The sequence below is a fragment of the Streptomyces sp. NPDC041135 genome (assembly GCF_055592085.1).
The window spans coordinates 51,699-70,879 of sequence record NZ_JBVIYZ010000001.1 but is presented as its reverse complement, the minus strand read 5'-3'; the positions used below and the strand labels follow the sequence as shown (position 1 = coordinate 70,879).

Sequence of the window (19,181 nt, the reverse complement as noted above, 5' to 3'; positions counted from 1 at the left end):
GGATCCTTCACGCCCCGAGCCCCCGCGACAGCGCGTAGATCGCCAGCCCCGCCAGGGAGCCGACCACCGTGCCGTTGATCCGGATGAACTGCAGGTCGCGTCCGATGTGGGCCTCGATCTTGCGGGTGGTGTGCTCGGCGTCCCAGCCGGCCACCGTGTCGGTGATCAGGGAGGTGATCTCCTTGCGGTACGTCGTCACGACGTGCACGGCGGCGCCCTCCACCCAGCTGTCCACCTTGTCCTGCACCTTGGGGTCGCCGGCCATCCGGGAGCCGAGGGAGAGCAGGGAGGCGCGCACCCGCAGCCGCAGCTCGCTGCGCTCGTCCTCGGCAGCGGTGACGATCATGGAGCGTACGGCGGTCCAGGCGGAGGCGATCAGGTCCTGCACCTCGCCGCGGCCCAGCACCTCGCCCTTGAGCCGTTCCACCCGGGCCCGGGTGTCGGTGTCGGACTGGAGGTCGGAGGCGAAGTCGGTGAGGAAGCGGTCGAGGGCGCCGCGCGCGGGGTGGGAGGGCATGTCCCGCATCTCGGTGACGAAGCGCAGCAGTTCCTTGTAGACGCGTTCGCCGACCCGCCGGTCGACGAAGCGCGGGGTCCAGCCGGGGGCGCCGCCCTCCACGGCGACCATCACGTCGCCGCGGTGCAGCTCCAGCCAGTCGTGCGCCCGGCCCACCACCAGGTCCACCACGCGCCGGTGCCCGCCGTCGGCGACGACCCGCTCCAGCATCTTGCCGATGCCGGGAGCGATCTCCTGGGCGTCGGCCCGCCGGGTGATGGCCTCACCGACGACCGCCTGCACGTCGGAGTCGCGCAGCACGGCCAGGGCGCCCCTGAGGGCGGTCGCCAGTTCGGCCGTCACCCGGTCGGCGTGTTCCGGTTCGGCGAGCCACGCGCCCAGCCGGCTGCCGATGCCGACGGCGCGCAGCCGCTGGCGCACGACGTCCCGGGAGAGGAAGTTCTCGCCGACGAACTCGCCGAGCGAGATGCCGAGCTGGTCCTTCTTGGTGGGGATGATGGCGGTGTGCGGAATGGGCAGGCCCATGGGGTGGCGGAAGAGGGCCGTGACGGCGAACCAGTCGGCGAGCGCGCCGACCATGCCCGCCTCGGCGGCGGCCGCCACGTACTCGCTCCAGCGGCCCGCGCCCGCGTGCGACGCCCAGGTGGCGAGGACGTAGACCACCGCCACGAACAGCAGCAGGCCGGTCGCCGTGAGTTTCATCCGCCGCACGCCCCGCCGGCGCTCCTCGTCGGCGGGGGTGAAGGCGGTCATGGTGCGGTAGGAGGCCGCGGGACCGCCCGCCGCCGCGCCCGCCCCGGCCCCGGCCGCCCCAGCCCCGGCTGTCCCGGCCCCGGTCGCCCGCGCGGCCGGGGTCTCCGCGGGAGTCGGTCCCCCTCCCGTCCGTCCCGTTCCCGTCGGTTCTGTTCCCGTTGGTTCCATCAGCTCCACCCGTTCGGTGATCCCGCACACAATTGTCCCTTCCTGACCGACTCCCGGAACGGAACAGGAGTTCCCGGCGTCTGTATGTCCGGGGGTTTTGGTCAGGGTCCTGTCAGCCCCGCCCAGCCACATGACGCATCATGGGCTGACCGGATCGGAGCCTCGGGCTCCCGTCTCCCGAGGAGAACTGCACACGTATGACCAAGCGTCAGGGGTTCGCCCTGCTGGGCGCGCTCGTCGCGCTGGTGGTGGCCCTGTCCACCGCCATCCGCATCGGGGTGGCGGCCGACGACGGCACCTCACGCGACACCCTCGCCGACAACCGCCCCCCTCGCGACTCCGCCGCGGCCCCCGTCTCGACCGGTACCTGGGTCGGCTCCTGGTCCACCGCGCCGGTGGGCGGTGAGCCCGGCACCGAGACGGACGGCATGGCGGGCCGGTCCGTGCGCAACGTCGTGCACGCGAGCGCCGGTGGTACGAGTGCCCGCATCACGCTGTCCAATCTCTACGGCCAGTCGCCGCTGACCATCACGCACGCCTCGCTCGCCCTCGCGGCCGGCGACGGCACCGCGGCGGCCGCCGAGCGGACCATGCGGCGCCTCACCTTCGACGGCTCCACCGGCGTCGTCCTCCCGCCCGGCGGCCAGGTGCTGAGCGACGCCGTACGCATCCGGATCCCGCGCGACTCCGACGTGCTGGTCACCACCTACTCCCCCACCCCGTCCGGCCCGGTCACCTACCACCCGCACGCCCGGCAGGTGTCGTACGTCGCCGACGGGGACCGCACCGAGGACACCGGCGGCGCCGCGTACACCGAACCGACACCGTACTGGCGGTATCTGACGGGCCTCGACGTGCTGAGCAACGAGGCCGACGGCACGGTCGTCGTCCTCGGCGACTCCATCACCGACGGCATCACCTCCACCGAGGGCGCGAACCGGCGCTGGACCGACGTCCTCGCCGAGCGGCTGCACACGGCCGTCGCGGGCGGCGGGCGGCTGCCCCGCTACAGCGTGGTCAACGAGGGCATCAGCGGCAACCAGGTCCTCGCGGACGGCCTGGGGCGGCCCGCCGAGAACCAGAGCGGCCTCGGTCGCTTCGGACGGGACGTTCTCGGCCGGACCAACGTCCGGGTCGTCGTCGTCGACCTCGGGATCAACGACATCCTGCGCAACCCCGAACTCGCCGACCCGGTGAAGGTCACCGACGGGCTGCGCGCCCTGGTCCGCCGGGCGCACGCCCGCGGGCTGAAGGTCGTCGGCACCACGCTGATGCCCTTCGGCGGCCACCGGGGCGCCACGCCCGCCCGGGAGGCGGTCCGGCAGCGGATCAACGCCGAGATCAGGGCCGGACGGGTGTACGACGCCGTCGCCGACTTCGACCGGGCGCTGCGGGACCCCTACGACCCGAGCCGGCTGCGCGCCGACTACGACTCCGGGGACCACCTGCACCCCAGCGACCGCGGCTTCGCCCGGATGGCGGAGGTCTTCGACCTGCGGTCGCTGAAGGGCGCGGGACAGGCGGAGCTGTAGACCGGGGCGCGGGGGCGCCCCGGCGCCCGCTCAGCGGCCCCGCATACGGTCGCGGCGTGCTCAGCGCTCCCCGTGCCGGTGTTCCCGCTGCCGCTCCCGCCCGCCGCGGCCGTCCGTGCGGTCCGTGCGATCCCTGCGGGAGCCGCGCAGCTCCCGGCGGGACTCCCGCTGCTCCAGGCGTTCCTGACGCCGCTGCTCCTTCAGGCGGGCCCGTTCCGCCCGGGTCACCTTGCGCTCGATGCCGACGCCGCCCCAGAAGGCGAAGCCGCTGACGATCACCCGCGGCGCGCCCGGTTCGCCGGGCGCGGCGTCCGCGAGGTCGTCGAAGCCGCCCATGACGCCGACTCCGCGTACCACGACCTCGACCCCGGGCGGCACGGTGACCTGCAACCCGCCCATGATGGCGACGCAGTTGATCTCGACCTCGCGGTCCGCGAAGTTCGCCTCGCGCAGGTCGATCTCGCCGCCGCCCCAGAAGGCGAAGCAGGAGAACCGCTTCGGCACCGTCCAGCGGCCCTTGCGCTCGAAGCCGGACATGATGGCGATCGCGCTCGACGAGGACCCGGAGCCGCCCACGATCCGGGCGGCCCAGCCGTCCTGGGGCGCGGGCTCCTTGGTCATCGACACGACCGGCGGCGGCACCGCTCCCGGCCCGGGCAGGTCGCGGGTGATCGGCGCCAGCTCCGCGTAGGTGCGGGCCCGGTAGGTCTCCTCCAGCCGTTCCTCGAACTCCCCCATGTCCAGGCGCCCTTCGGCGACGGCGTCCCTCAGGACCTCGGCAACCCGTTCGCGATCGGCGTCGGAGGCGCGCAGCTCCGCGGCATCGTCGGTCATGGGCAGCAGCCTACGAGCAACTCCGGCCCCGCGGCTATGAGATCGGCCGGCCGGCGACCCCGCCGCCCGCGTAGAGGGTGGCGATGACGGCCTCGATGTCCGGCTCGCGCACCGACAGGTCCACCAGCGGGTACTCCGCGGCGATCCGCGCGACCAGCGGGGCCGCCGAGGCGGAGGCCGGGAAGGCCAGCCACTGCCGCGGGCCCTCCACCTTCACCACGCGCGCCGACGGCACCTGGACGGGCGGCAGTTCCCGCTCCAGGTCCACCACCAGGGTGCGTTCACCCTCGGCGGCCTCGTGCAGCCCGGCGAGCGGGCCGTCGTACACCAGCCGGCCGTGGTCGATCACCATCACCCGGGAGCACAGCTGCTCGATGTCCTGGAGGTCGTGGGTGGTGAGCAGGACCGTGGTGCCGCGCTCGGCGTTCAACTGCCGCAGGAATCCCCGCACCTTGGCCTTGGAGACGACGTCCAGGCCGATGGTCGGCTCGTCGAGGTAGAGCACCTCGGGGTCGTGCAGCAGGGCGGCCGCGATGTCGCCGCGCATCCGCTGGCCGAGGGAGAGCTGGCGGACGGGTACGTCCAGCAGGTCGCCGAGTTCGAGCAGGTCCACGCAGCGCTCGAGGTTCTCGCGGTACCGGGCGTCCGGGATGCGGTACATGCGGTGGACCAGCCGGTAGGAGTCGAGCAGCGGCAGGTCCCACCACAGGGTGGTGCGCTGGCCGAACACCACCCCGATGCGGTGGGCGAGGCGGGCCCGTTCGCGGGCGGGGTCGATGCCGGCCACGCGCAGGCGGCCGCCGCTGGGGGTCAGGATGCCGGTGAGCATCTTGACCGTGGTCGACTTGCCGGCGCCGTTGGGGCCGATGTAGCCGACCATCTCGCCGCGCGGCACGGTGAAGGAGAGCGAGTCGACCGCCCGCACCTGCCGCCGCTCCCGTCTGAGGAACCCGGTCCTGCGGCGTACGTCGAAGACCTTCTCCACCCGGTCGAGTTCGATGAACCTGTCGTCGTGGCCGCCGTCCGGCATGTGCTAGCTCCCTGTGCTCCGGTATGAACGCAGTCCCGTCCGCCAGGCGGGCCCGGCCAGCGCGCAGCACCCGGCCGCCACCGCCGGGGACACGAACGCCGCCCACGCCGGCAGCCCGAGCGGATACGGCCGGCCGAGGACGTAGGTCGCCGGCAGCCAGTTGACGAAGGCCAGCGGCAGCACGAAGGTGACCCCGCGCACCAGGTCCTGGCCGAAGACGGTCGGGGGGTACTGCAGCAGCGTGGTGCCGCCGTAGGTGAAGGCGTTGTGCACCTCGGAGGCGTCCTGGGCCACGAACTGGAAGGCCGCGCCCGCCACGAACACCGCGCAGAAGATGCCGCAGCCGCTGATCAGCATGACCGGCATCAGCAGCAGTTTGAGCGGGGTCCAGTCGAGGTCGAGGCGGGTCAGTGCCCAGCCCAGCACCAGCGCGCCCTGGGTGACCCGGCCCAGCCGCCGCAGCGCGAACCGGTCGGCGGCCATCTGGGCCAGCACCGGTGCCGGGCGGACCAGCAGGGTGTCCAGCGTGCCGTCGCGCACCCGGCGGCCCAGCCGGTCCATGGAGCCGAGGATCAGGTCGGCGAGGCCGAAGGAGGTGCTGGACAGGCCGTAGAGGAAGGCGACCTCGGGCAGGGTGTAGCCGCCGAGCGCGTCCACCCGGGAGAACATCAGCATGATGGCGACGAAGTCGAGGAAGGTCGCCGCGAAGTTGCCGAAGGCGGTGACGGCGAAGGAGGTGCGGTAGGCCATCGTGGAGCGGATCCACATGCCGGCGATCAGCCGGTAGGCCCGCATCCCGTCGCGCACCCTGCCCCACACCCCGCTGCCCGGCAGCCCGTCGCGCATCCCGCTGCCCAGCGCCCCGTCGCCCACCCCGCCCCGCGCCCCGCCGCCCGGCGGTCCGGTGCGGGCTCCGCCCGTCTCAGCCACCCTGGACCACCACCCGGCGCGTCGCCGCCGACTGCACGAGCCGGCCGGTGCCCAGCAGCACCGCCGCCCAGGCGGCCTGGAAGAGGTAGGTGGCGAACGGGTCGGCGTCCCCGAGCAGGACGTCCGCCGGCGCCTGGAGCAGCGCGGACCACGGCAGCAGCCGCACGACGTCGCCCAGGGCGCCCGGGAAGACGTTCAGCGGCAGCAGCATGCCCGAGCAGAAGAACCCGGCCAGCCAGCCGATCTGGGCGACCCCCGCGCCGTCCAGCAGCCAGAACGCGCTCAGCGCGATCAGGAACCGCAGGCCGTAGCCGACCAGCATCGCCAGCAGCACGGCGACGAGGAAGGCGAGCCAGGTGCCCGCGTCCGGGGGCAGCGCCGCCTGGAAGAACAGGACGCCGAAGAGGAAGGGGACCACGCCCCGGCCGAGCAGCTGGAAGCAGGCGCGTCCCAGGTCGGCCGCGAGCCACCACAGCTGGAGGTCGGCGGGCCGGTACAGGTCGACGGCGATGTCCCCCGTGCGGATGCGTTCCATCATCTCGTCCTCGACACCGCCGCCGCCGATGGCGAGCGTGGACAGCAGCGCCTGCCCGAGCCACACGTAGGTCACGGCCTGTGCCTGGTCGTAACCGCCGAGGTGCGGCCGTTCGTCCCACAGGGCGAGGTAGGTGTACACCAGGATCAGCCCGAAGACGGTGTTGGTGAACACCCCTGCCGCCGTGGCCGCCCGATAGGTCGCGTACCGTCTGAATCCCCCCGCCGCGACGGCCAGGTACAACCGTCCCGCGCCCACGCCAACCGACCTCCCGGACCGCCCGACACCGAAGCGCAGGAGCCTAGTGCGGCGCTGAGGCCGGCGGCCACGCATTTTCCGGCCGGAAGCGCGCCGGGATTCCGGGAACGGAACGCAGGGTGCGAGAGTCTTCAACAGGGGGCGCAGAAGGCGTACGAGGGCGTACGGGAACGTACGACGCGAAACAGGAGTCCGTGCACGAGATGAGTGACGAGCCGAAGCCGCAGCAGCCGACCGGGGTCGGGTCCGGGGCACCGGGGGGCGGGGCGACGAAGGCCGGACGGCCCCGGCGCACCGGCTGGCGCCGGGTCGTTCCCACCTGGCGGATGGTGCTCGGCACCTTCGTGATCGGGGTGTTGCTGATCATCGGGGCGTTCTTCATCGGCTACTCGCTGGTGAAGATCCCGTCGGCCAACGCGCTCGCCGTGAAGCAGAGCAACGTCTACCTCTACGCGGACGGCTCCCAGCTGGCCCGGGACGGCACGGTCAACCGGGAGAGCGTCTCCCTGGCGCAGATCTCCACGGACGCCCAGCACGCCGTCCTGGCCGCCGAGGACCGCGACTTCTACACGGAGTCCGCCGTCGACCCCAAGGCGATGATCCGGGCCGCCTGGAACACCTCGACCGGCAAGGGCACCCAGTCCGGTTCGACGATCACCCAGCAGTACGTGAAGAACTACTACCTGGCGCAGGAGCAGACGGTCACGCGCAAGGCCAAGGAGTTCTTCATCGCGATCAAGCTGGACCGCGAGAAGTCCAAGCACGAGATCTTCGAGGGCTACCTCAACACCAGCTACTTCGGCCGCAACGCCTACGGCATCCAGGCCGCCGCCCAGGCCTACTACGGCCGGGACGCCACCGACCTGGACCCGGCCCGCGCCGCGTACCTGGCCGCGCTGGTCAACGCGCCCAGCGAGTACGACGTCGTCGCCCACCCGGAGAACAAGGCGGCGGCGCTGGCCCGCTGGAACTACGTGCTGGACGGCATGGTCAAGAAGGGCTGGCTCAGCCAGAGCCGGCGGGCCGGTCTCGAGTTCCCCATGCCGAAGCAGCAGACGGTCTCCACCGGCCTGTCCGGGCAGCGCGGTTACCTCGTCGAGGCGGTGAAGCACTACCTCACCAGCAACGGCATCGTGGACGCGGACGAGCTGGCCGCGGGCGGCTACCGCATCACCACCACGCTCCAGAAGAAGCGGCAGGACGCGCTGGTCGACGCGGTGAACGACCGGTTGATGTCCAAGCTGGACCCGAAGGCGCGCAAGGCCGACTCCTACGTCCGCGCGGGCGGCGCCTCCGTCGACCCGAAGACCGGCGGGGTCGTCGCGCTGTACGGCGGCATCGACTACGTCAAGCAGTACACCAACGGCGCGACCCGCGGGGACTTCCAGGTCGGCTCGACGTTCAAGCCGTTCGTGTTCACCTCGGCGGTGCAGAACGGCTCGACCACCCAGGACGGCCGGACCATCACCCCGAACACCTACTACGACGGCACCAACAAGCGCCCGGTGGAGGGCTGGAGCGGCGGCGGGTACGCCCCGGAGAACGAGGACTTCCGCTCGTACGGCGAGATCACCGTGCGCAAGGCCACCGACCTGTCGGTGAACGCGGTGTACGCGCAGATGGCCGTCGACGTCGGTCCGGAAGAGGTCAAGAAGACGGCTGTCGACCTGGGCATCCCGGCCGCCACCCCGGACCTCAAGCCCTACCCGTCCATCGCGCTCGGCACGGCCACCGCGAGCGTGCTGGACATGGCGGAGGCGTACGCGACGCTCGCCAACCACGGCAAGCACGGCACGTACACGCTGGTGGACAAGGTCCTCAAGGACGGCGAGGCGCTGAAGCTGCCGCACCCGGCCACGAAGCAGGCCGTCAGCCGGGAGGCCGCCGACACGACCACGTCCGTGCTGCAGAGCGTCGTCGACAACGGCACCGCCACCGGCGCACAGGCCGCGGGCCGCCCGGCGGCCGGCAAGACCGGCACCGCCGAGGAGGACACCGCCGCCTGGTTCGCGGGCTACACCCCGCAGCTGGCCACGGTGGTGTCCGTGATGGGCCAGGACCCGGTGACGGCCAAGCACAAGCCGCTGTACGGCGTGATGGGCCTGGCGCGGATCAACGGCGGCGGCGCCCCCACCGAGATCTGGGCGCAGTACACGAAGGAGGCGCTGAAGGGGAAGCCGGTGCGCACCTTCGACCTCCAGCTCCAGCAGGGCGCCGACGTCGTGGCTCCCGGCACGCAGGCTCCGACCCCGCCGGGCACCGACGGCGGGCAGGACGACGGCGGCACCACCGGCGTCACCACGGACGGCGGCGGCACGACCGGCGGCGGTGCCACGGACGGCGGTGGCACGACCGACGGCGGCGCGACCACGGACGACGGCGGGACGACGGACGGCACCACCGGCGACGGCGGCGCGACGGCGGACGGCGGGACGGCCACCGGCGGGGGCGCCACCACGGACGGCGCCACCACCGGCGGCACCGCCACCGCGGGCACGGACGACGGCGGCGCCACCACCGGCGGTGCCACGGGCGGTGCGCCGGGCGGCGGGACGGCGGCGGGCACCGCCGCGGGACCGCAGGGCACCGGCCGCCGCCAGTGACGGGTCCTCCCCGGACATGACGAAGACGGCGGTGCGGGGGCGGTGACCACGGTCACCGCCCCCGCACCGCCGTCGCAGGCGCGATCCGCCGCCGCTACAGGTACAGGCCCGTGGAGTCCTGCGACCCCTCGAACCGGTCCGCGGCCACGGCGTGCAGGTCCCGCTCGCGCATGAGCACGTAGGCCACGCCCCGCACCTCGACCTCGGCACGGTCCTCGGGGTCGAACAGGACGCGGTCGCCGGGCTCGACGGTCCGTACGTTCTGCCCCACCGCGACGACCTCGGCCCAGGCCAGCCGCCGCCCGACCGCCGCCGTGGCGGGGATCAGGATGCCGCCGCCCGACCGGCGCTCGCCCTCGCCGGTCTCCTGCCGGACGAGGACCCGGTCGTGCAGCATCCGGATGGGCAGCTTGTCGTGCCGGGGGGTGCTGTGCTCGTTTCTGTTGGCGCTCACCCTGTGAACCTACCTGTCTCCGCCCCGCCCGGACGCCGCCGGGTCGCCGTCCGTCGTTCTACCGCTTGCGTCGCCGGCTGTTCAGGACGAGCAGCCCCGCCACCCCGACGACGGCCAGGGCGACGGGCACCACCCGCTCCAGCCGGGGCGCGCCCTTCTCGTCGACGAACCGGGCCCGCACCTGCGTGACGGCCCGGTTGACCTGGACGTAGGCCCGCCCGAGGGTGTGGTCGACCTGGGCCACGGCCTTGGCCTTGGCATCCCCGACGATCGTCTTCGGGTGCACCCGCACCCCGATCTCGTCGAGTGTCTCGGCCAGCACGTCCCTGCGGCGCTTGATGTCCGCCTCGATCTGCGCCGGGGTTCTGGTGTCCGACGTGTCCGCCACCGTACGGCCTCCGAAGTCTGCTGATGCTGTTGCGGTCAGTCTGTCAGCTTCCCGCTCCGGCGCGCTGTCACCACCCCCCGTTACGCTGGAGCGATGAGCGAGCGACTCCAGCCCGGTGACGTGGCCCCCGACTTCACCCTTCCCGACGCCGACGGCAACGAGGTGTCCCTGTCCGGCCGCAGGGGCCGCAAGGTCATCGTCTACTTCTACCCGGCGGCCCTGACCCCGGGCTGCACCAAGCAGGCCTGCGACTTCACCGACAACCTCGACGTCCTGGCCGGCGCGGGCTACGACGTCATCGGCGTCTCCCCCGACAAGCCGGAGAAGCTGGCGAAGTTCCGCGACCAGGAGTCGCTGAAGGTCACGCTGCTCGCGGACCCCGACAAGAAGGTCCTGGAGGCCTACGGCGCGTTCGGCGAGAAGAAGAACTACGGCAGGACCTACCTCGGCGTCATCCGCTCCACGGTCGTCGTGGACGAGGAGGGCAAGGTCGAGCGCGCCCTGTACAACGTCCGCGCGGCGGGCCACGTCGCCAAGATCATCAAGGACCTGGGGATCTGAGGAACGGGGTCCCCAGTACTGCCCGCCACCCCCGCCCGACGCCGCGCGCCCGACCGGTACGATGGCAGGCGTCGGCGGCGGTGGCGCAACGGCTGACGCAGCAGACTTAGGATCTGTGGCCCTTGACCGGGCTTGAGGGTTCGAATCCCTTCCGCCGCACAGGAACGGCCTGCGAATCGAAGGTTCGATACGCAGGCCGTTGTCGTGTGCGGCTCAGCCCAGCAGTTCGCGCACCACCGGCACCAGCGCGCGGAAGGCCTTCCCGCGGTGGCTGATCGCGTTCTTCTCCCCCGGGGTCAGCTCCGCGCAGGTCCGCGACTCGCCCTCCGGCTGGAGGATGGGGTCGTAGCCGAAGCCGTGGGTGCCGGCGGGGGCGTGCCGCAGGGTGCCCGGGAGCCGTCCCTCGACGACCCGCTCGGTGCCGTCGGGCAGGGCGAGGGCGGCGGCGCAGGCGAAGAACGCGCCGCGGTGCCCGTCGCCGATGTCGGAGAGCTGGGCGAGCAGCAGGTCGAGGTTGGCCCGGTCGTCGCCGTGCCGGCCGGCCCAGCGGGCGGAGAAGATGCCGGGCGCGCCGCCCAGCACGTCGACGCAGAGGCCGGAGTCGTCGGCCACGGCGGGCAGCCCGGTCGCGCGGGCCAGTGCGTGGGCCTTCAGCAGGGCGTTCTCGGCGAAGGTCACGCCCGTCTCCTTGACGTCGGGGACGTCGGGGAAGGCGTCGGCTCCCACCAGTTCGTGGGGCAGGCCCGCTTCGGCGAGGATCGCCCGGAGTTCGGTGATCTTTCCGGCGTTGCGGGTGGCGAGGATCAGGCGCGTCATGCCCACCAGTATCCAGCGCGGCTCAGGGGGTGCAGACCTTGGTGAGTTCGCCCGCCGCGTCGGTGACCGGGGTGACGTCCGGGGTGTCGTCGCCGTCGCGGACGGCCGTGCGGACGTCGGCGACGGCCTTGCGCAGGTCGTCGACCGCCTTGTTGACGTCGGCGTCGTCGGTCTGGTCGCCGATCTTGCGCAGGTTCTTGTCGATGGTGTCCAGCGAGGTGTCGGTCTGCGTGGGGTCGTCGGCGGCGTTCTCCACCGCCTGCTGGAGGCCGGTGACGCTGTCGGCGATGGCGTCGGCGGTCTGCACGCAGTCCAGGGCGGTGTCGACGGCGTCGCAGCCGGTGGTCAGCCCGGCGGTGAGCGCGGCGGCCGCGACGGCGGCGGCGATGGCGGTCGTACGGCCGTGGCGTCGACGTCGGCTGGCGGCCATGGTTGGGTTCCCTCCCCGTTCTCCGACTGGCCGGGCGCACGGTGGTGGGCCGTACGCCCGTGTCGTCTAGGACGCGTGGGAGGGCGGCCGGGTTGCCTCGCACCCGGCCGCGGCTTGGCCGGCCCTTTACTTCCCGGTGGGCTCCCTCACCGTTCCAGGGTGGTCGCGAGCGCGGCGTTCTGGACGGTGGCGAGTTCGGTGCAGCCGGTGACGGCCAGGTCGAGCAGGGCGTCGAGTTCCGCGCGGGCGAAGGGCTCGGCCTCCGCGGTGCCCTGGACCTCGACGAAGCGGCCGTCGCCGGTGCAGACGACGTTCATGTCGGTGTCGGCGCGGACGTCCTCCTCGTAGCAGAGGTCCAGCAGCGGGACACCGCCGACGATGCCGACGGAGACGGCGGCGACCGTGCCGGTCAGCGGCCGGCGGCCGGCCTTGACCAACTTGCGGCCCTGCGCCCAGGCGACGGCGTCGGCGAGGGCGACGTAGGCGCCGGTGATGGCGGCGGTGCGGGTGCCGCCGTCGGCCTGGAGGACGTCGCAGTCGAGGACGATGGTGTTCTCGCCGAGCGCCTTGTAGTCGATGACCGCGCGCAGCGAGCGGCCGATGAGGCGGCTGATCTCGTGCGTGCGGCCGCCGATCTTGCCCCGGACGGACTCGCGGTCGCCGCGGGTGTTGGTGGCGCGGGGCAGCATGGAGTACTCCGCGGTGACCCAGCCCTCGCCGCTGCCCTTGCGCCAGCGGGGGACGCCTTCGGTGACCGAGGCGGTGCAGAAGACCTTGGTGTCGCCGAAGGAGATGAGGACGGAGCCCTCGGCGTGCTTGCTCCACCCGCGTTCGATGGTGACGGGGCGGAGCTGTTCGGGGGTGCGGCCGTCGATTCGAGACATGCGGTGAGCCTAGCGGCACCTGCGCGAAGGGCCCCTCCCGCGGTGGGAGGAGCCCCTTCACGGGTGAGCGGGTGCGCTCACATCAGGTCTTCGATCTCCGCGGCGATCGGGTCGGCGTCGGTGCCGATGACGACCTGGATGGCGGTGCCCATCCTGACGACGCCATGGGCGCCGGCGGCCTTCAGGGCGGCCTCGTCGACGAGCGAGGGATCGGCGACCTCGGTGCGCAGCCGCGTGATGCAGCCCTCGATCTCCTCGATGTTGTCGATGCCCCCGAGCCCGGCGACGATCTTCTCAGCCTTGCTGGCCATGTTCCCTCTCCCTGATCCGAACCGCTTTGTCGCAGTAACCCACAGTTGGCCCAACTTCGCGAGCGGTCGTGCCGTCCGTGCCGAATGATGGCGATCACGACAGCGGTACCGTCCGCCAGCTGGTCTACACCACCGTGGGGGCGGTCGCCAAACCGCGTCCCAGTCGACCGGACCGGGAGGACGCCCCATGAGCGCCGACAGCAGTGCCGTGCGGCCGGCCGGTCCCGCGCGGCAGCGGTGGCACACCCTGTTCCAGGGGTTGCAGAAGATGGGCCGCTCCCTCCAGCTGCCCATCGCGGTGCTCCCGGCGGCGGGCATCCTCAACCGGCTCGGCCAGCCGGACGTGTTCGGCTCCGAGGGGCTGGGCTGGACGGACGTCTCGCGGGTGATGAAGGGGGCGGGCGGCGCGCTGCTCGACGGCTCCCTGGGGCTCCCGCTGCTGTTCTGCGTCGGCGTCGCGATCGGCATGGCGAAGAAGTCCGACGGCTCGACGGCGCTGGCGGCGGTGGCGGGCTTCCTCGTCTACTTCTCCGTGCTGCACCAGTTCCCGCTGGACTGCCCGGGCGGCTCGAAGGCCGTCGGGGAGGTCGGCTGCCAGGTCCAGGACGGGTCGGTCACGGCGTTCACCTACCAGAACCCCGGGGTCTTCGGCGGCATCGTCATGGGCCTGCTCTCCGCCTTCTTCTGGGCCCGCTACCACCGCACCCGGCTGGTGGACTGGCTCGGCTTCTTCAACGGCCGGCGGCTGGTGCCCATCATCATGGCGTTCGTCGCCATCGTCTTCGCCGCGCTGTGCCTGTGGGTGTGGCCGCCGATCGGCAGCGCGCTGGAGAGCTTCAGCCACTGGCTGCGGGACGCGGGGTCGTGGGGCGCGGGCATCTTCGGGCTCACCAACCGGGCGCTGCTCGTCATCGGGCTGCACCAGTTCCTCAACGTGCCCATCTGGTTCCAGTTCGGCACCTACACGCCGCCCGGCGGCAGCCCGGTGCACGGCGACATCAACATGTTCCTCGCGGGCGACCCGGACGCGGGGCAGTTCACCTCGGGCTTCTTCCCGATCATGATGTTCGCGCTGCCCGCTGCGGCGCTGGCGATGACCCACTGCGCCAAGCCGCACCGCCGCAAGGAGATCGGGGGCCTGATGCTCTCGGTGGCGCTGACGTCGTTCGTCACGGGCATCACCGAGCCGCTGGAGTACTCCTTCCTGTTCGTCGCGCCCCTGCTCTACGCGGTGCACGCGCTGCTGACGGGTGTGTCGATGGCGGTGACCTGGGCGCTGGGGGTGCACGACGGCTTCAGCTTCTCGGCCGGCCTCATCGACTACGTCATCAACTGGAACCTGGCGACCAGGCCGTGGGCGATGATCCCGATCGGGCTGTGCTTCGCGGCCGTGTACTACGCCGTCTTCCGCTTCGCGATCACCAGGTTCGACCTGAAGACCCCGGGACGGGAGCCGGCGGAGGACGTCGAGGACGTCTCCAAGGTCTGACACCGCACGGCCGCCGGGCCCCCGGAGGGTGATTCCGGGGGCCCTTCGTCATGCCTGCCGAGACCCCCCGGCCAGCACGGGGCGTAGCGCTCCGGTTGCTGATTTCACGGGTTCCTTATACCGGTCCCATCGTGCTACAACAGGTCTACACCACTGAGTGGTGTAGACCAGAGACGCTGCCGTCCCCTTTCATGGTTCCCGGGCGGCGCCTTGCCCGATGGAGGAACGTGTGACCACGGTCAGCGCCGCGCCCGCGGCTGAGAAGAAGAAGGGCGCAGGGGCCATGGCGGTGCTCCAGCGCATCGGCCGCAGCCTCATGCTGCCGGTCGCCGTGCTGCCCGCCGCCGCCCTCCTGGTGCGCCTCGGCAACACCGACATGCTGGGTCGCCCTGAATACCCGGCGTTCCTCACCAAAATAGCCTCCTTCATGGCGGCCGGTGGAAACGCGATCCTGGACAACATGCCGCTGCTCTTCGCGGTCGGCATCGCGATCGGTTTCGCGAAGAAGTCGGACGGCTCCACGGCCCTCGCGGCGGTCGTCGGCTACTTGGTCTTCAAGAACGTCCTCGGCACGTTCACCGACAAGAGCCTGCCCAAGGTGGCGACCGTCGCCGACGGCAAGGTCGTCCTGGTGAACGCCCCGGTGGACGCCAAGGTCCTCGGCGGCGTGGTGATGGGCCTCGTCGTGGCGCTGCTCTACCAGCGCTTCTACCGCACCAAGCTGCCCGACTGGGCGGGCTTCTTCGGCGGCCGCCGCCTCGTCCCGATCCTGTCGGCGCTGGCGGGTCTCGTCATCGGCATCGTCTTCGGCTACATCTGGCCGGTCCTCGGCACGGGTCTGCACAACTTCGGTGAGTGGCTGGTCGGGTCGGGTGCGGTGGGCGCGGGCATCTTCGGTGTCGCCAACCGTGCGCTGATCCCGATCGGCATGCACCACCTGCTGAACTCCTTCCCCTGGTTCCAGGCGGGCGAGTACCACGGCAAGAGCGGTGACATCGGGCGCTTCCTGGCCGGCGACCCGACCGCCGGTCAGTTCATGACCGGCTTCTTCCCGATCATGATGTTCGCGCTGCCGGCCGCCTGTCTCGCAATCGTGCACTGCGCCCGCCCCGAGCGCCGCAAGGTCGTCGGCGGCATGATGTTCTCGCTGGCCCTGACGTCCTTCTTCACCGGTGTCACCGAGCCCATCGAGTTCACCTTCATGTTCATCGCACCGGTCCTGTACGGCATCCACGCGGTCCTCACCGGTGTCTCGATGGCACTGACCTGGTCGCTCGGTATGAAGGACGGCTTCGGCTTCTCGGCGGGCGCGATCGACTTCGGGCTCAACCTGGGCATCGCCACCAACCCGTGGGGTCTCGTCCTGGTCGGTCTGTGCTTCGCGGTCGTCTACTACGTCGTCTTCCGCTTCGCCATCATCAAGTTCAACCTGCCCACGCCGGGCCGCGAGTCCGACGAGGAACTCGCCGAACTGCAGAAGGCGGAGGCCAAGTAGCCTCACCGCTGCGGTCTCGCCGACGACGAGGGCCCGGTCCGTGCGGACCGGGCCCTCGTCGTCGCGGAAGCGGGAACGTCAGATCTCGTACACCGCGCGCGGCGCCGCCAGGTCCACCGGGCCGGTGAACACCGCGCGGGCGTCGCGGAGGTTGGCCTGCGGGTCGGTCCACGGCGGGATGTGGGTGAGGACCAGGCGCCGGGCGCCCGCGCGGGCCGCCGTCTCCCCCGCCTCGCGGCCGTTGAGGTGCAGGTCGGGGATGCTCTCCTTGCCGTGTGTGAACGCGGCCTCGCACAGGAACAGGTCGGTGTCGCGGGCCAGCGAGTCCAGCGCGTCGGTGACGCCGGTGTCGCCGGAGTACGTCAGGGAGGTCCCGCCGTGCTCGATGCGGATGCCGTACGCCTCCACCGGGTGGCGGACCCGCTCGGTGTGCACGGTGAACGGCCCGATGTCGAACGTCGACGGCTTCACCGTGTGGAAGTCGAAGACCTCGCTCATGGAGGAGGCGGTGGGCGTGTCGGCGTAGGCCGTCGTCAGCCGGTGCTCGGTGCCCTCGGGGCCGTAGACCGGCAGAGGCGCGCAGCGGCCGCCGTCGTGGCGGTAGTAACGCGCCACGAAGTACGCGCACATGTCGATGCAGTGATCGGCGTGCAGATGGCTCAGGAAGATCGCGTCGAGGTCGTAGAGACCGCAGTGGCGCTGCAGCTCGCCGAGGGCGCCGTTGCCCATGTCGAGGAGCAGCCGGAAGCCGTCGGCCTCGACGAGGTAGCTCGAGCAGGCCGATTCCGCGGACGGGAACGACCCCGAGCAGCCGACGACGGTGAGCTTCATGAACCAGAAACCTCCGTTGGCGGAATCCGTTGGGCGGGGGGCGGGGAGCGGAGACAGGGGTCGGGCAGGGGGGTCGTGCGGTCCGTCGAGCGTAAGGCGCGAGAGGACCGGTCGCTCCTCCGCCAGGGGCCGTTGTGGGCGAACTCACCTGTGGTGTCACCGGTTCGGCTGGACCCTGGGCGCGTAAGGGTGAGCAGAGGGCGCGCATGGAAAGGCGCGCGCCGGTAACGTCGTCCGTATGGACACGTCATGGTGGCTCGCGCTCGCGGCGGTGGTCCTGCTCGCGCTGGTCGCCACGCTCGTCGACGGCTGGGGGCGGGGCCACCGCCCACCGCGCCGCCCGCGGGGCAGGCTGCGACCGCCGGCGGGGCCCGGACGGCCGGGGACGCGGGCGGCGCGGCCGCACCCGGGGGACATCTGGTGGGCCAACGTGCCCTACGAGGACGGGCCCGGCGCCAAGGACCGGCCGTGCCTGGTGCTGGCCGTGCGCGGCAACCGGGCGACGGTCGCGAAGATCACCAGCAAGTACCACGACGAGCGCTCCGGGGTGATCCCGCTCCCGCCCGGCTCGGTCGGCGACGCCCAGGGCCGGCCGAGCTTCCTGCAGACCGACGAGCTGCGCCAGGTCCCGGTGTGGGAGTTCCGGCGGCGGGTGGGCGTGGTGGACCCGGTGCTGTGGGACCAGGTGCGCCACCTCACGCGCTGAGCCCCGCCCCGTCCGCGCGCCGGCCGCACCGGTCCGGGCCGGTCACCGCACCCGTACGGTGACCGTCCACTCCTGGACGCCTTTGCAGGACACCTGCCCCGGGGCGGTGGGTTCGGCGCACATCGGGCGGGAGGACGTCAGCCGCGCGGTGCCGGGCGCCACCGCCTCGTAGGCCGCGCTCGCGTCGCCGGGCCGCAGGACGAGGCCCGGGTTGCCGGCCCGCAGTGCGCCGCCGCGCAGCGCGACCGGCTGCCAGGGGCGCTGGCGGGTGCCGTCCAGGGTGAGCCGGAGCCGGCCGCCCTCGGCCAGGCAGACCGTACGTCCGTCGTCGGCGGCGGTCAGCTCGGCCGAGCCGACGCATCCCGCGGCGCCCGGTGAGCGGGAGGGGGAGGCCGCGGACGGGGAGACCGCGGACGGGGAGACCGCGGTGCCGCCCGCGCCCGGGTCGGTGTTCCCGGCCTTCCCGGAGTTCTCCGCGCCGCAGCCCGCGAGGAGCAGCGCCGCCGCGACGGCCGGAAGGGTGGTGCGGTGCAGTGCCGTACGGGGCATGGGTTCCGCCTCTCTGCCGTGGCCGGGCTGCCGGCCCCTGATGCAGATGTGACGTGTCAGCGGCGCGGACGGATCCCGCCCGTCCCGCCCGTCCCGCACGCGCCCGCCCGGCGTGCGGGACCGCCGGGGTCCGCCGCGGCGGTCAGGCCCAGAGCTGGCCCTGGAGGGTGGCGATGGCCTCTTCCGTGGTGGCGGCGGTGTAGACGCCGGTGGAGAGGTACTTCCAGCCGCCGTCGGCCACGACGAAGACGACGTCGGCGCTCTCGCCCGCTTTGAGTGCCTTGTTGGCGACGCCGATCGCCGCGTGCAGGGCGGCGCCGGTGGAGACGCCCGCGAAGATGCCCTCCTGCTGGAGGAGTTCACGGGTGCGGGTGACCGCGTCGGCCGAGCCGACCGAGAAGCGGGTGGTGAGGACGGACGCGTCGTACAGCTCCGGCACGAAGCCCTCGTCGAGGTTGCGCAGGCCGTAGACGAGGTCGTCGTAGCGGGGCTCGGCGGCGACGATCCGTACGTCCGGCCGGTGCTCGCGCAGGTAGCGGCCGACGCCCATCAGGGTGCCGGTGGTGCCCAGGCCCGCGACGAAGTGGGTGATCGAGGGCAGGTCGGCCAGGATCTCGGGGCCGGTGGTGGCGTAGTGGGCGCCGGCGTTGTCCGGGTTGCCGTACTGGTAGAGCATCACCCAGTCGGGGTGCTCGGCGGACAGTTCCTTGGCCACGCGCACGGCGGTGTTGGAGCCCCCCGCCGCGGGCGAGGAGATGATCTCGGCGCCCCACATGCCCAGCAGGTCCCGGCGCTCCTGCGAGGTGTTCTCGGGCATCACGCACACCATGCGGTAGCCCTTGAGCTTGGCGGCCATGGCCAGCGAGATGCCGGTGTTGCCGGAGGTCGGCTCCAGGATGGTGCAGCCCGGGGTCAACCGGCCGTCCTTCTCGGCCTGTTCGATCATGTGGAGCGCGGGGCGGTCCTTGACCGAGCCGGTCGGGTTGCGGTCCTCCAGCTTGGCCCAGATGCGGACCTCGGCGGACGGCGACAGCCGCGGCAGGCGCACCAGAGGGGTGTTGCCCACCGCGGCCAGCGGGGAGTCGTAGCGCATGGCTGGTCAGCGAC

General features: G+C 72.3%; 20 protein-coding genes and 1 tRNA gene. 7 read left to right on the top strand and 14 right to left on the bottom strand.

Annotated features, from left to right (window positions below; translation table 11 throughout):
• Positions 1-7 precede the first annotated feature (7 nt).
• On the bottom strand, positions 8-1,468 hold the full coding sequence (locus tag ACZ6CZ_RS00340) for a DUF445 domain-containing protein (protein ID WP_469012319.1): 1,461 nt from the start codon (positions 1,466-1,468) through the stop codon (positions 8-10).
• A gap of 167 nt (positions 1,469-1,635) precedes the next feature.
• Here ACZ6CZ_RS00340 and ACZ6CZ_RS00335 point away from each other — a divergent pair, with 167 nt between their 5' ends.
• A complete protein-coding gene (locus ACZ6CZ_RS00335) occupies positions 1,636-2,970 on the top strand; it encodes an SGNH/GDSL hydrolase family protein (protein WP_469012315.1) in 1,335 nt (444 codons plus the stop codon).
• Positions 2,971-3,030: 60 nt separating this feature from the next.
• On the opposite strand, the gene ACZ6CZ_RS00330 is transcribed toward ACZ6CZ_RS00335, so the two are convergent.
• The 4 genes from ACZ6CZ_RS00330 to ACZ6CZ_RS00315 form a co-directional block, all read right to left on the bottom strand.
• Complete coding sequence (locus ACZ6CZ_RS00330; RefSeq protein WP_469012312.1) at positions 3,031-3,804, bottom strand: DUF1707 SHOCT-like domain-containing protein; 774 nt, start codon at positions 3,802-3,804, stop codon at positions 3,031-3,033.
• Positions 3,805-3,838: 34 nt separating this feature from the next.
• Positions 3,839-4,834 carry an ABC transporter ATP-binding protein gene (locus tag ACZ6CZ_RS00325; RefSeq protein WP_469012311.1) on the bottom strand — a complete coding sequence of 332 codons (996 nt, stop codon included), beginning with the start codon at positions 4,832-4,834 and terminating at the stop codon, positions 3,839-3,841.
• Between the two features lie 3 nt (positions 4,835-4,837).
• Positions 4,838-5,680: an ABC transporter permease gene (locus ACZ6CZ_RS00320; protein WP_469014333.1), complete on the bottom strand. Its 843-nt coding sequence runs from the start codon at positions 5,678-5,680 to the stop codon at positions 4,838-4,840.
• 76 nt (positions 5,681-5,756) lie between these two features.
• Positions 5,757-6,557, bottom strand: a complete 801-nt coding sequence (locus tag ACZ6CZ_RS00315; protein ID WP_469012309.1) for an ABC transporter permease — start codon at positions 6,555-6,557, stop codon at positions 5,757-5,759.
• A 203-nt stretch (positions 6,558-6,760) separates the two neighbouring features.
• On the opposite strand from ACZ6CZ_RS00315, the gene ACZ6CZ_RS00310 reads away from it, so the two are divergent.
• Entirely contained in the window at positions 6,761-9,160 is a 2,400-nt protein-coding gene (locus ACZ6CZ_RS00310; RefSeq protein ID WP_469012306.1) for a transglycosylase domain-containing protein, read from the top strand.
• Positions 9,161-9,254: 94 nt separating this feature from the next.
• Here the strand turns inward: ACZ6CZ_RS00310 and ACZ6CZ_RS00305 are convergent, their stop codons facing one another.
• Positions 9,255-9,614, bottom strand: a complete 360-nt coding sequence (locus ACZ6CZ_RS00305) for a GroES family chaperonin (protein WP_469012303.1) — start codon at positions 9,612-9,614, stop codon at positions 9,255-9,257.
• 58 nt (positions 9,615-9,672) lie between these two features.
• Positions 9,673-10,002 (bottom strand): DUF3618 domain-containing protein, encoded by a 330-nt coding sequence (locus ACZ6CZ_RS00300; RefSeq protein ID WP_469012300.1) that lies wholly within the window; start codon positions 10,000-10,002, stop codon positions 9,673-9,675.
• Between the two features lie 93 nt (positions 10,003-10,095).
• On the opposite strand from ACZ6CZ_RS00300, the gene bcp reads away from it, so the two are divergent.
• A complete protein-coding gene (gene bcp / locus ACZ6CZ_RS00295) occupies positions 10,096-10,563 on the top strand; it encodes a thioredoxin-dependent thiol peroxidase (protein ID WP_469012297.1) in 468 nt (155 codons plus the stop codon).
• A gap of 74 nt (positions 10,564-10,637) precedes the next feature.
• Positions 10,638-10,722, top strand: a tRNA-Leu gene (locus ACZ6CZ_RS00290).
• Between the two features lie 54 nt (positions 10,723-10,776).
• Here the strand turns inward: ACZ6CZ_RS00290 and rdgB are convergent.
• The 4 genes from rdgB to ACZ6CZ_RS00270 form a co-directional block, all read right to left on the bottom strand.
• Positions 10,777-11,379: an RdgB/HAM1 family non-canonical purine NTP pyrophosphatase gene (rdgB, locus tag ACZ6CZ_RS00285; RefSeq protein ID WP_469012294.1), complete on the bottom strand. Its 603-nt coding sequence runs from the start codon at positions 11,377-11,379 to the stop codon at positions 10,777-10,779.
• A 22-nt stretch (positions 11,380-11,401) separates the two neighbouring features.
• Complete coding sequence (locus tag ACZ6CZ_RS00280) at positions 11,402-11,809, bottom strand: hypothetical protein (RefSeq protein WP_469012288.1); 408 nt, start codon at positions 11,807-11,809, stop codon at positions 11,402-11,404.
• 146 nt (positions 11,810-11,955) lie between these two features.
• A complete protein-coding gene (gene rph / locus ACZ6CZ_RS00275; RefSeq protein ID WP_469012286.1) occupies positions 11,956-12,693 on the bottom strand; it encodes a ribonuclease PH in 738 nt (245 codons plus the stop codon).
• A 77-nt stretch (positions 12,694-12,770) separates the two neighbouring features.
• Complete coding sequence (locus ACZ6CZ_RS00270; RefSeq protein ID WP_469012283.1) at positions 12,771-13,004, bottom strand: PTS sugar transporter subunit IIB; 234 nt, start codon at positions 13,002-13,004, stop codon at positions 12,771-12,773.
• A 187-nt stretch (positions 13,005-13,191) separates the two neighbouring features.
• Between ACZ6CZ_RS00270 and ACZ6CZ_RS00265 the strand changes: the two genes are divergently transcribed.
• Positions 13,192-14,493, top strand: coding sequence for a PTS transporter subunit EIIC (locus tag ACZ6CZ_RS00265; RefSeq protein ID WP_469012279.1), 1,302 nt, complete (start codon positions 13,192-13,194; stop codon positions 14,491-14,493).
• Between the two features lie 229 nt (positions 14,494-14,722).
• The gene (locus ACZ6CZ_RS00260) at positions 14,723-15,988 is read left to right on the top strand and encodes a PTS transporter subunit EIIC (RefSeq protein WP_469012275.1); all 1,266 of its coding nucleotides are present in this window, start codon (positions 14,723-14,725) and stop codon (positions 15,986-15,988) included.
• 78 nt (positions 15,989-16,066) lie between these two features.
• Here ACZ6CZ_RS00260 and ACZ6CZ_RS00255 read toward each other — a convergent pair whose 3' ends face one another.
• Entirely contained in the window at positions 16,067-16,819 is a 753-nt protein-coding gene (locus ACZ6CZ_RS00255; RefSeq protein ID WP_469012272.1) for an MBL fold metallo-hydrolase, read from the bottom strand.
• Between the two features lie 238 nt (positions 16,820-17,057).
• Here ACZ6CZ_RS00255 and ACZ6CZ_RS00250 point away from each other — a divergent pair, with 238 nt between their 5' ends.
• Positions 17,058-17,525 (top strand): type II toxin-antitoxin system PemK/MazF family toxin, encoded by a 468-nt coding sequence (locus tag ACZ6CZ_RS00250; protein WP_469012269.1) that lies wholly within the window; start codon positions 17,058-17,060, stop codon positions 17,523-17,525.
• A 42-nt stretch (positions 17,526-17,567) separates the two neighbouring features.
• Here ACZ6CZ_RS00250 and ACZ6CZ_RS00245 read toward each other — a convergent pair whose 3' ends face one another.
• Positions 17,568-18,074, bottom strand: a complete 507-nt coding sequence (locus ACZ6CZ_RS00245) for a hypothetical protein (RefSeq protein WP_469012266.1) — start codon at positions 18,072-18,074, stop codon at positions 17,568-17,570.
• Positions 18,075-18,216: 142 nt separating this feature from the next.
• A complete protein-coding gene (locus tag ACZ6CZ_RS00240; protein WP_469012263.1) occupies positions 18,217-19,167 on the bottom strand; it encodes a PLP-dependent cysteine synthase family protein in 951 nt (316 codons plus the stop codon).
• Positions 19,168-19,181 lie beyond the last annotated feature (14 nt).

Bases quoted from the DNA above. Each gene is read 5' to 3' on its own strand.
- ACZ6CZ_RS00245 (WP_469012266.1), bottom strand. From the start codon at position 18,074: ATGCCCCGTACGGCACTGCACCGCACCACCCTTCCGGCCGTCGCGGCG.
- ACZ6CZ_RS00270 (WP_469012283.1), bottom strand. From the start codon at position 13,004: ATGGCCAGCAAGGCTGAGAAGATCGTCGCCGGGCTCGGGGGCATCGAC.
- ACZ6CZ_RS00320 (WP_469014333.1), bottom strand. From the start codon at position 5,680: ATGCGCGACGGGCTGCCGGGCAGCGGGGTGTGGGGCAGGGTGCGCGAC.
- ACZ6CZ_RS00280 (WP_469012288.1), bottom strand. From the start codon at position 11,809: ATGGCCGCCAGCCGACGTCGACGCCACGGCCGTACGACCGCCATCGCC.
- rph (WP_469012286.1), bottom strand. From the start codon at position 12,693: ATGTCTCGAATCGACGGCCGCACCCCCGAACAGCTCCGCCCCGTCACC.
- rdgB (WP_469012294.1), bottom strand. From the start codon at position 11,379: ATGACGCGCCTGATCCTCGCCACCCGCAACGCCGGAAAGATCACCGAA.
- ACZ6CZ_RS00240 (WP_469012263.1), bottom strand. From the start codon at position 19,167: ATGCGCTACGACTCCCCGCTGGCCGCGGTGGGCAACACCCCTCTGGTG.
- ACZ6CZ_RS00255 (WP_469012272.1), bottom strand. From the start codon at position 16,819: ATGAAGCTCACCGTCGTCGGCTGCTCGGGGTCGTTCCCGTCCGCGGAA.
- ACZ6CZ_RS00335 (WP_469012315.1), top strand. From the start codon at position 1,636: ATGACCAAGCGTCAGGGGTTCGCCCTGCTGGGCGCGCTCGTCGCGCTG.
- ACZ6CZ_RS00330 (WP_469012312.1), bottom strand. From the start codon at position 3,804: ATGACCGACGATGCCGCGGAGCTGCGCGCCTCCGACGCCGATCGCGAA.
- ACZ6CZ_RS00325 (WP_469012311.1), bottom strand. From the start codon at position 4,834: ATGCCGGACGGCGGCCACGACGACAGGTTCATCGAACTCGACCGGGTG.
- ACZ6CZ_RS00250 (WP_469012269.1), top strand. From the start codon at position 17,058: ATGGACACGTCATGGTGGCTCGCGCTCGCGGCGGTGGTCCTGCTCGCG.
- ACZ6CZ_RS00310 (WP_469012306.1), top strand. From the start codon at position 6,761: ATGAGTGACGAGCCGAAGCCGCAGCAGCCGACCGGGGTCGGGTCCGGG.
- bcp (WP_469012297.1), top strand. From the start codon at position 10,096: ATGAGCGAGCGACTCCAGCCCGGTGACGTGGCCCCCGACTTCACCCTT.
- ACZ6CZ_RS00265 (WP_469012279.1), top strand. From the start codon at position 13,192: ATGAGCGCCGACAGCAGTGCCGTGCGGCCGGCCGGTCCCGCGCGGCAG.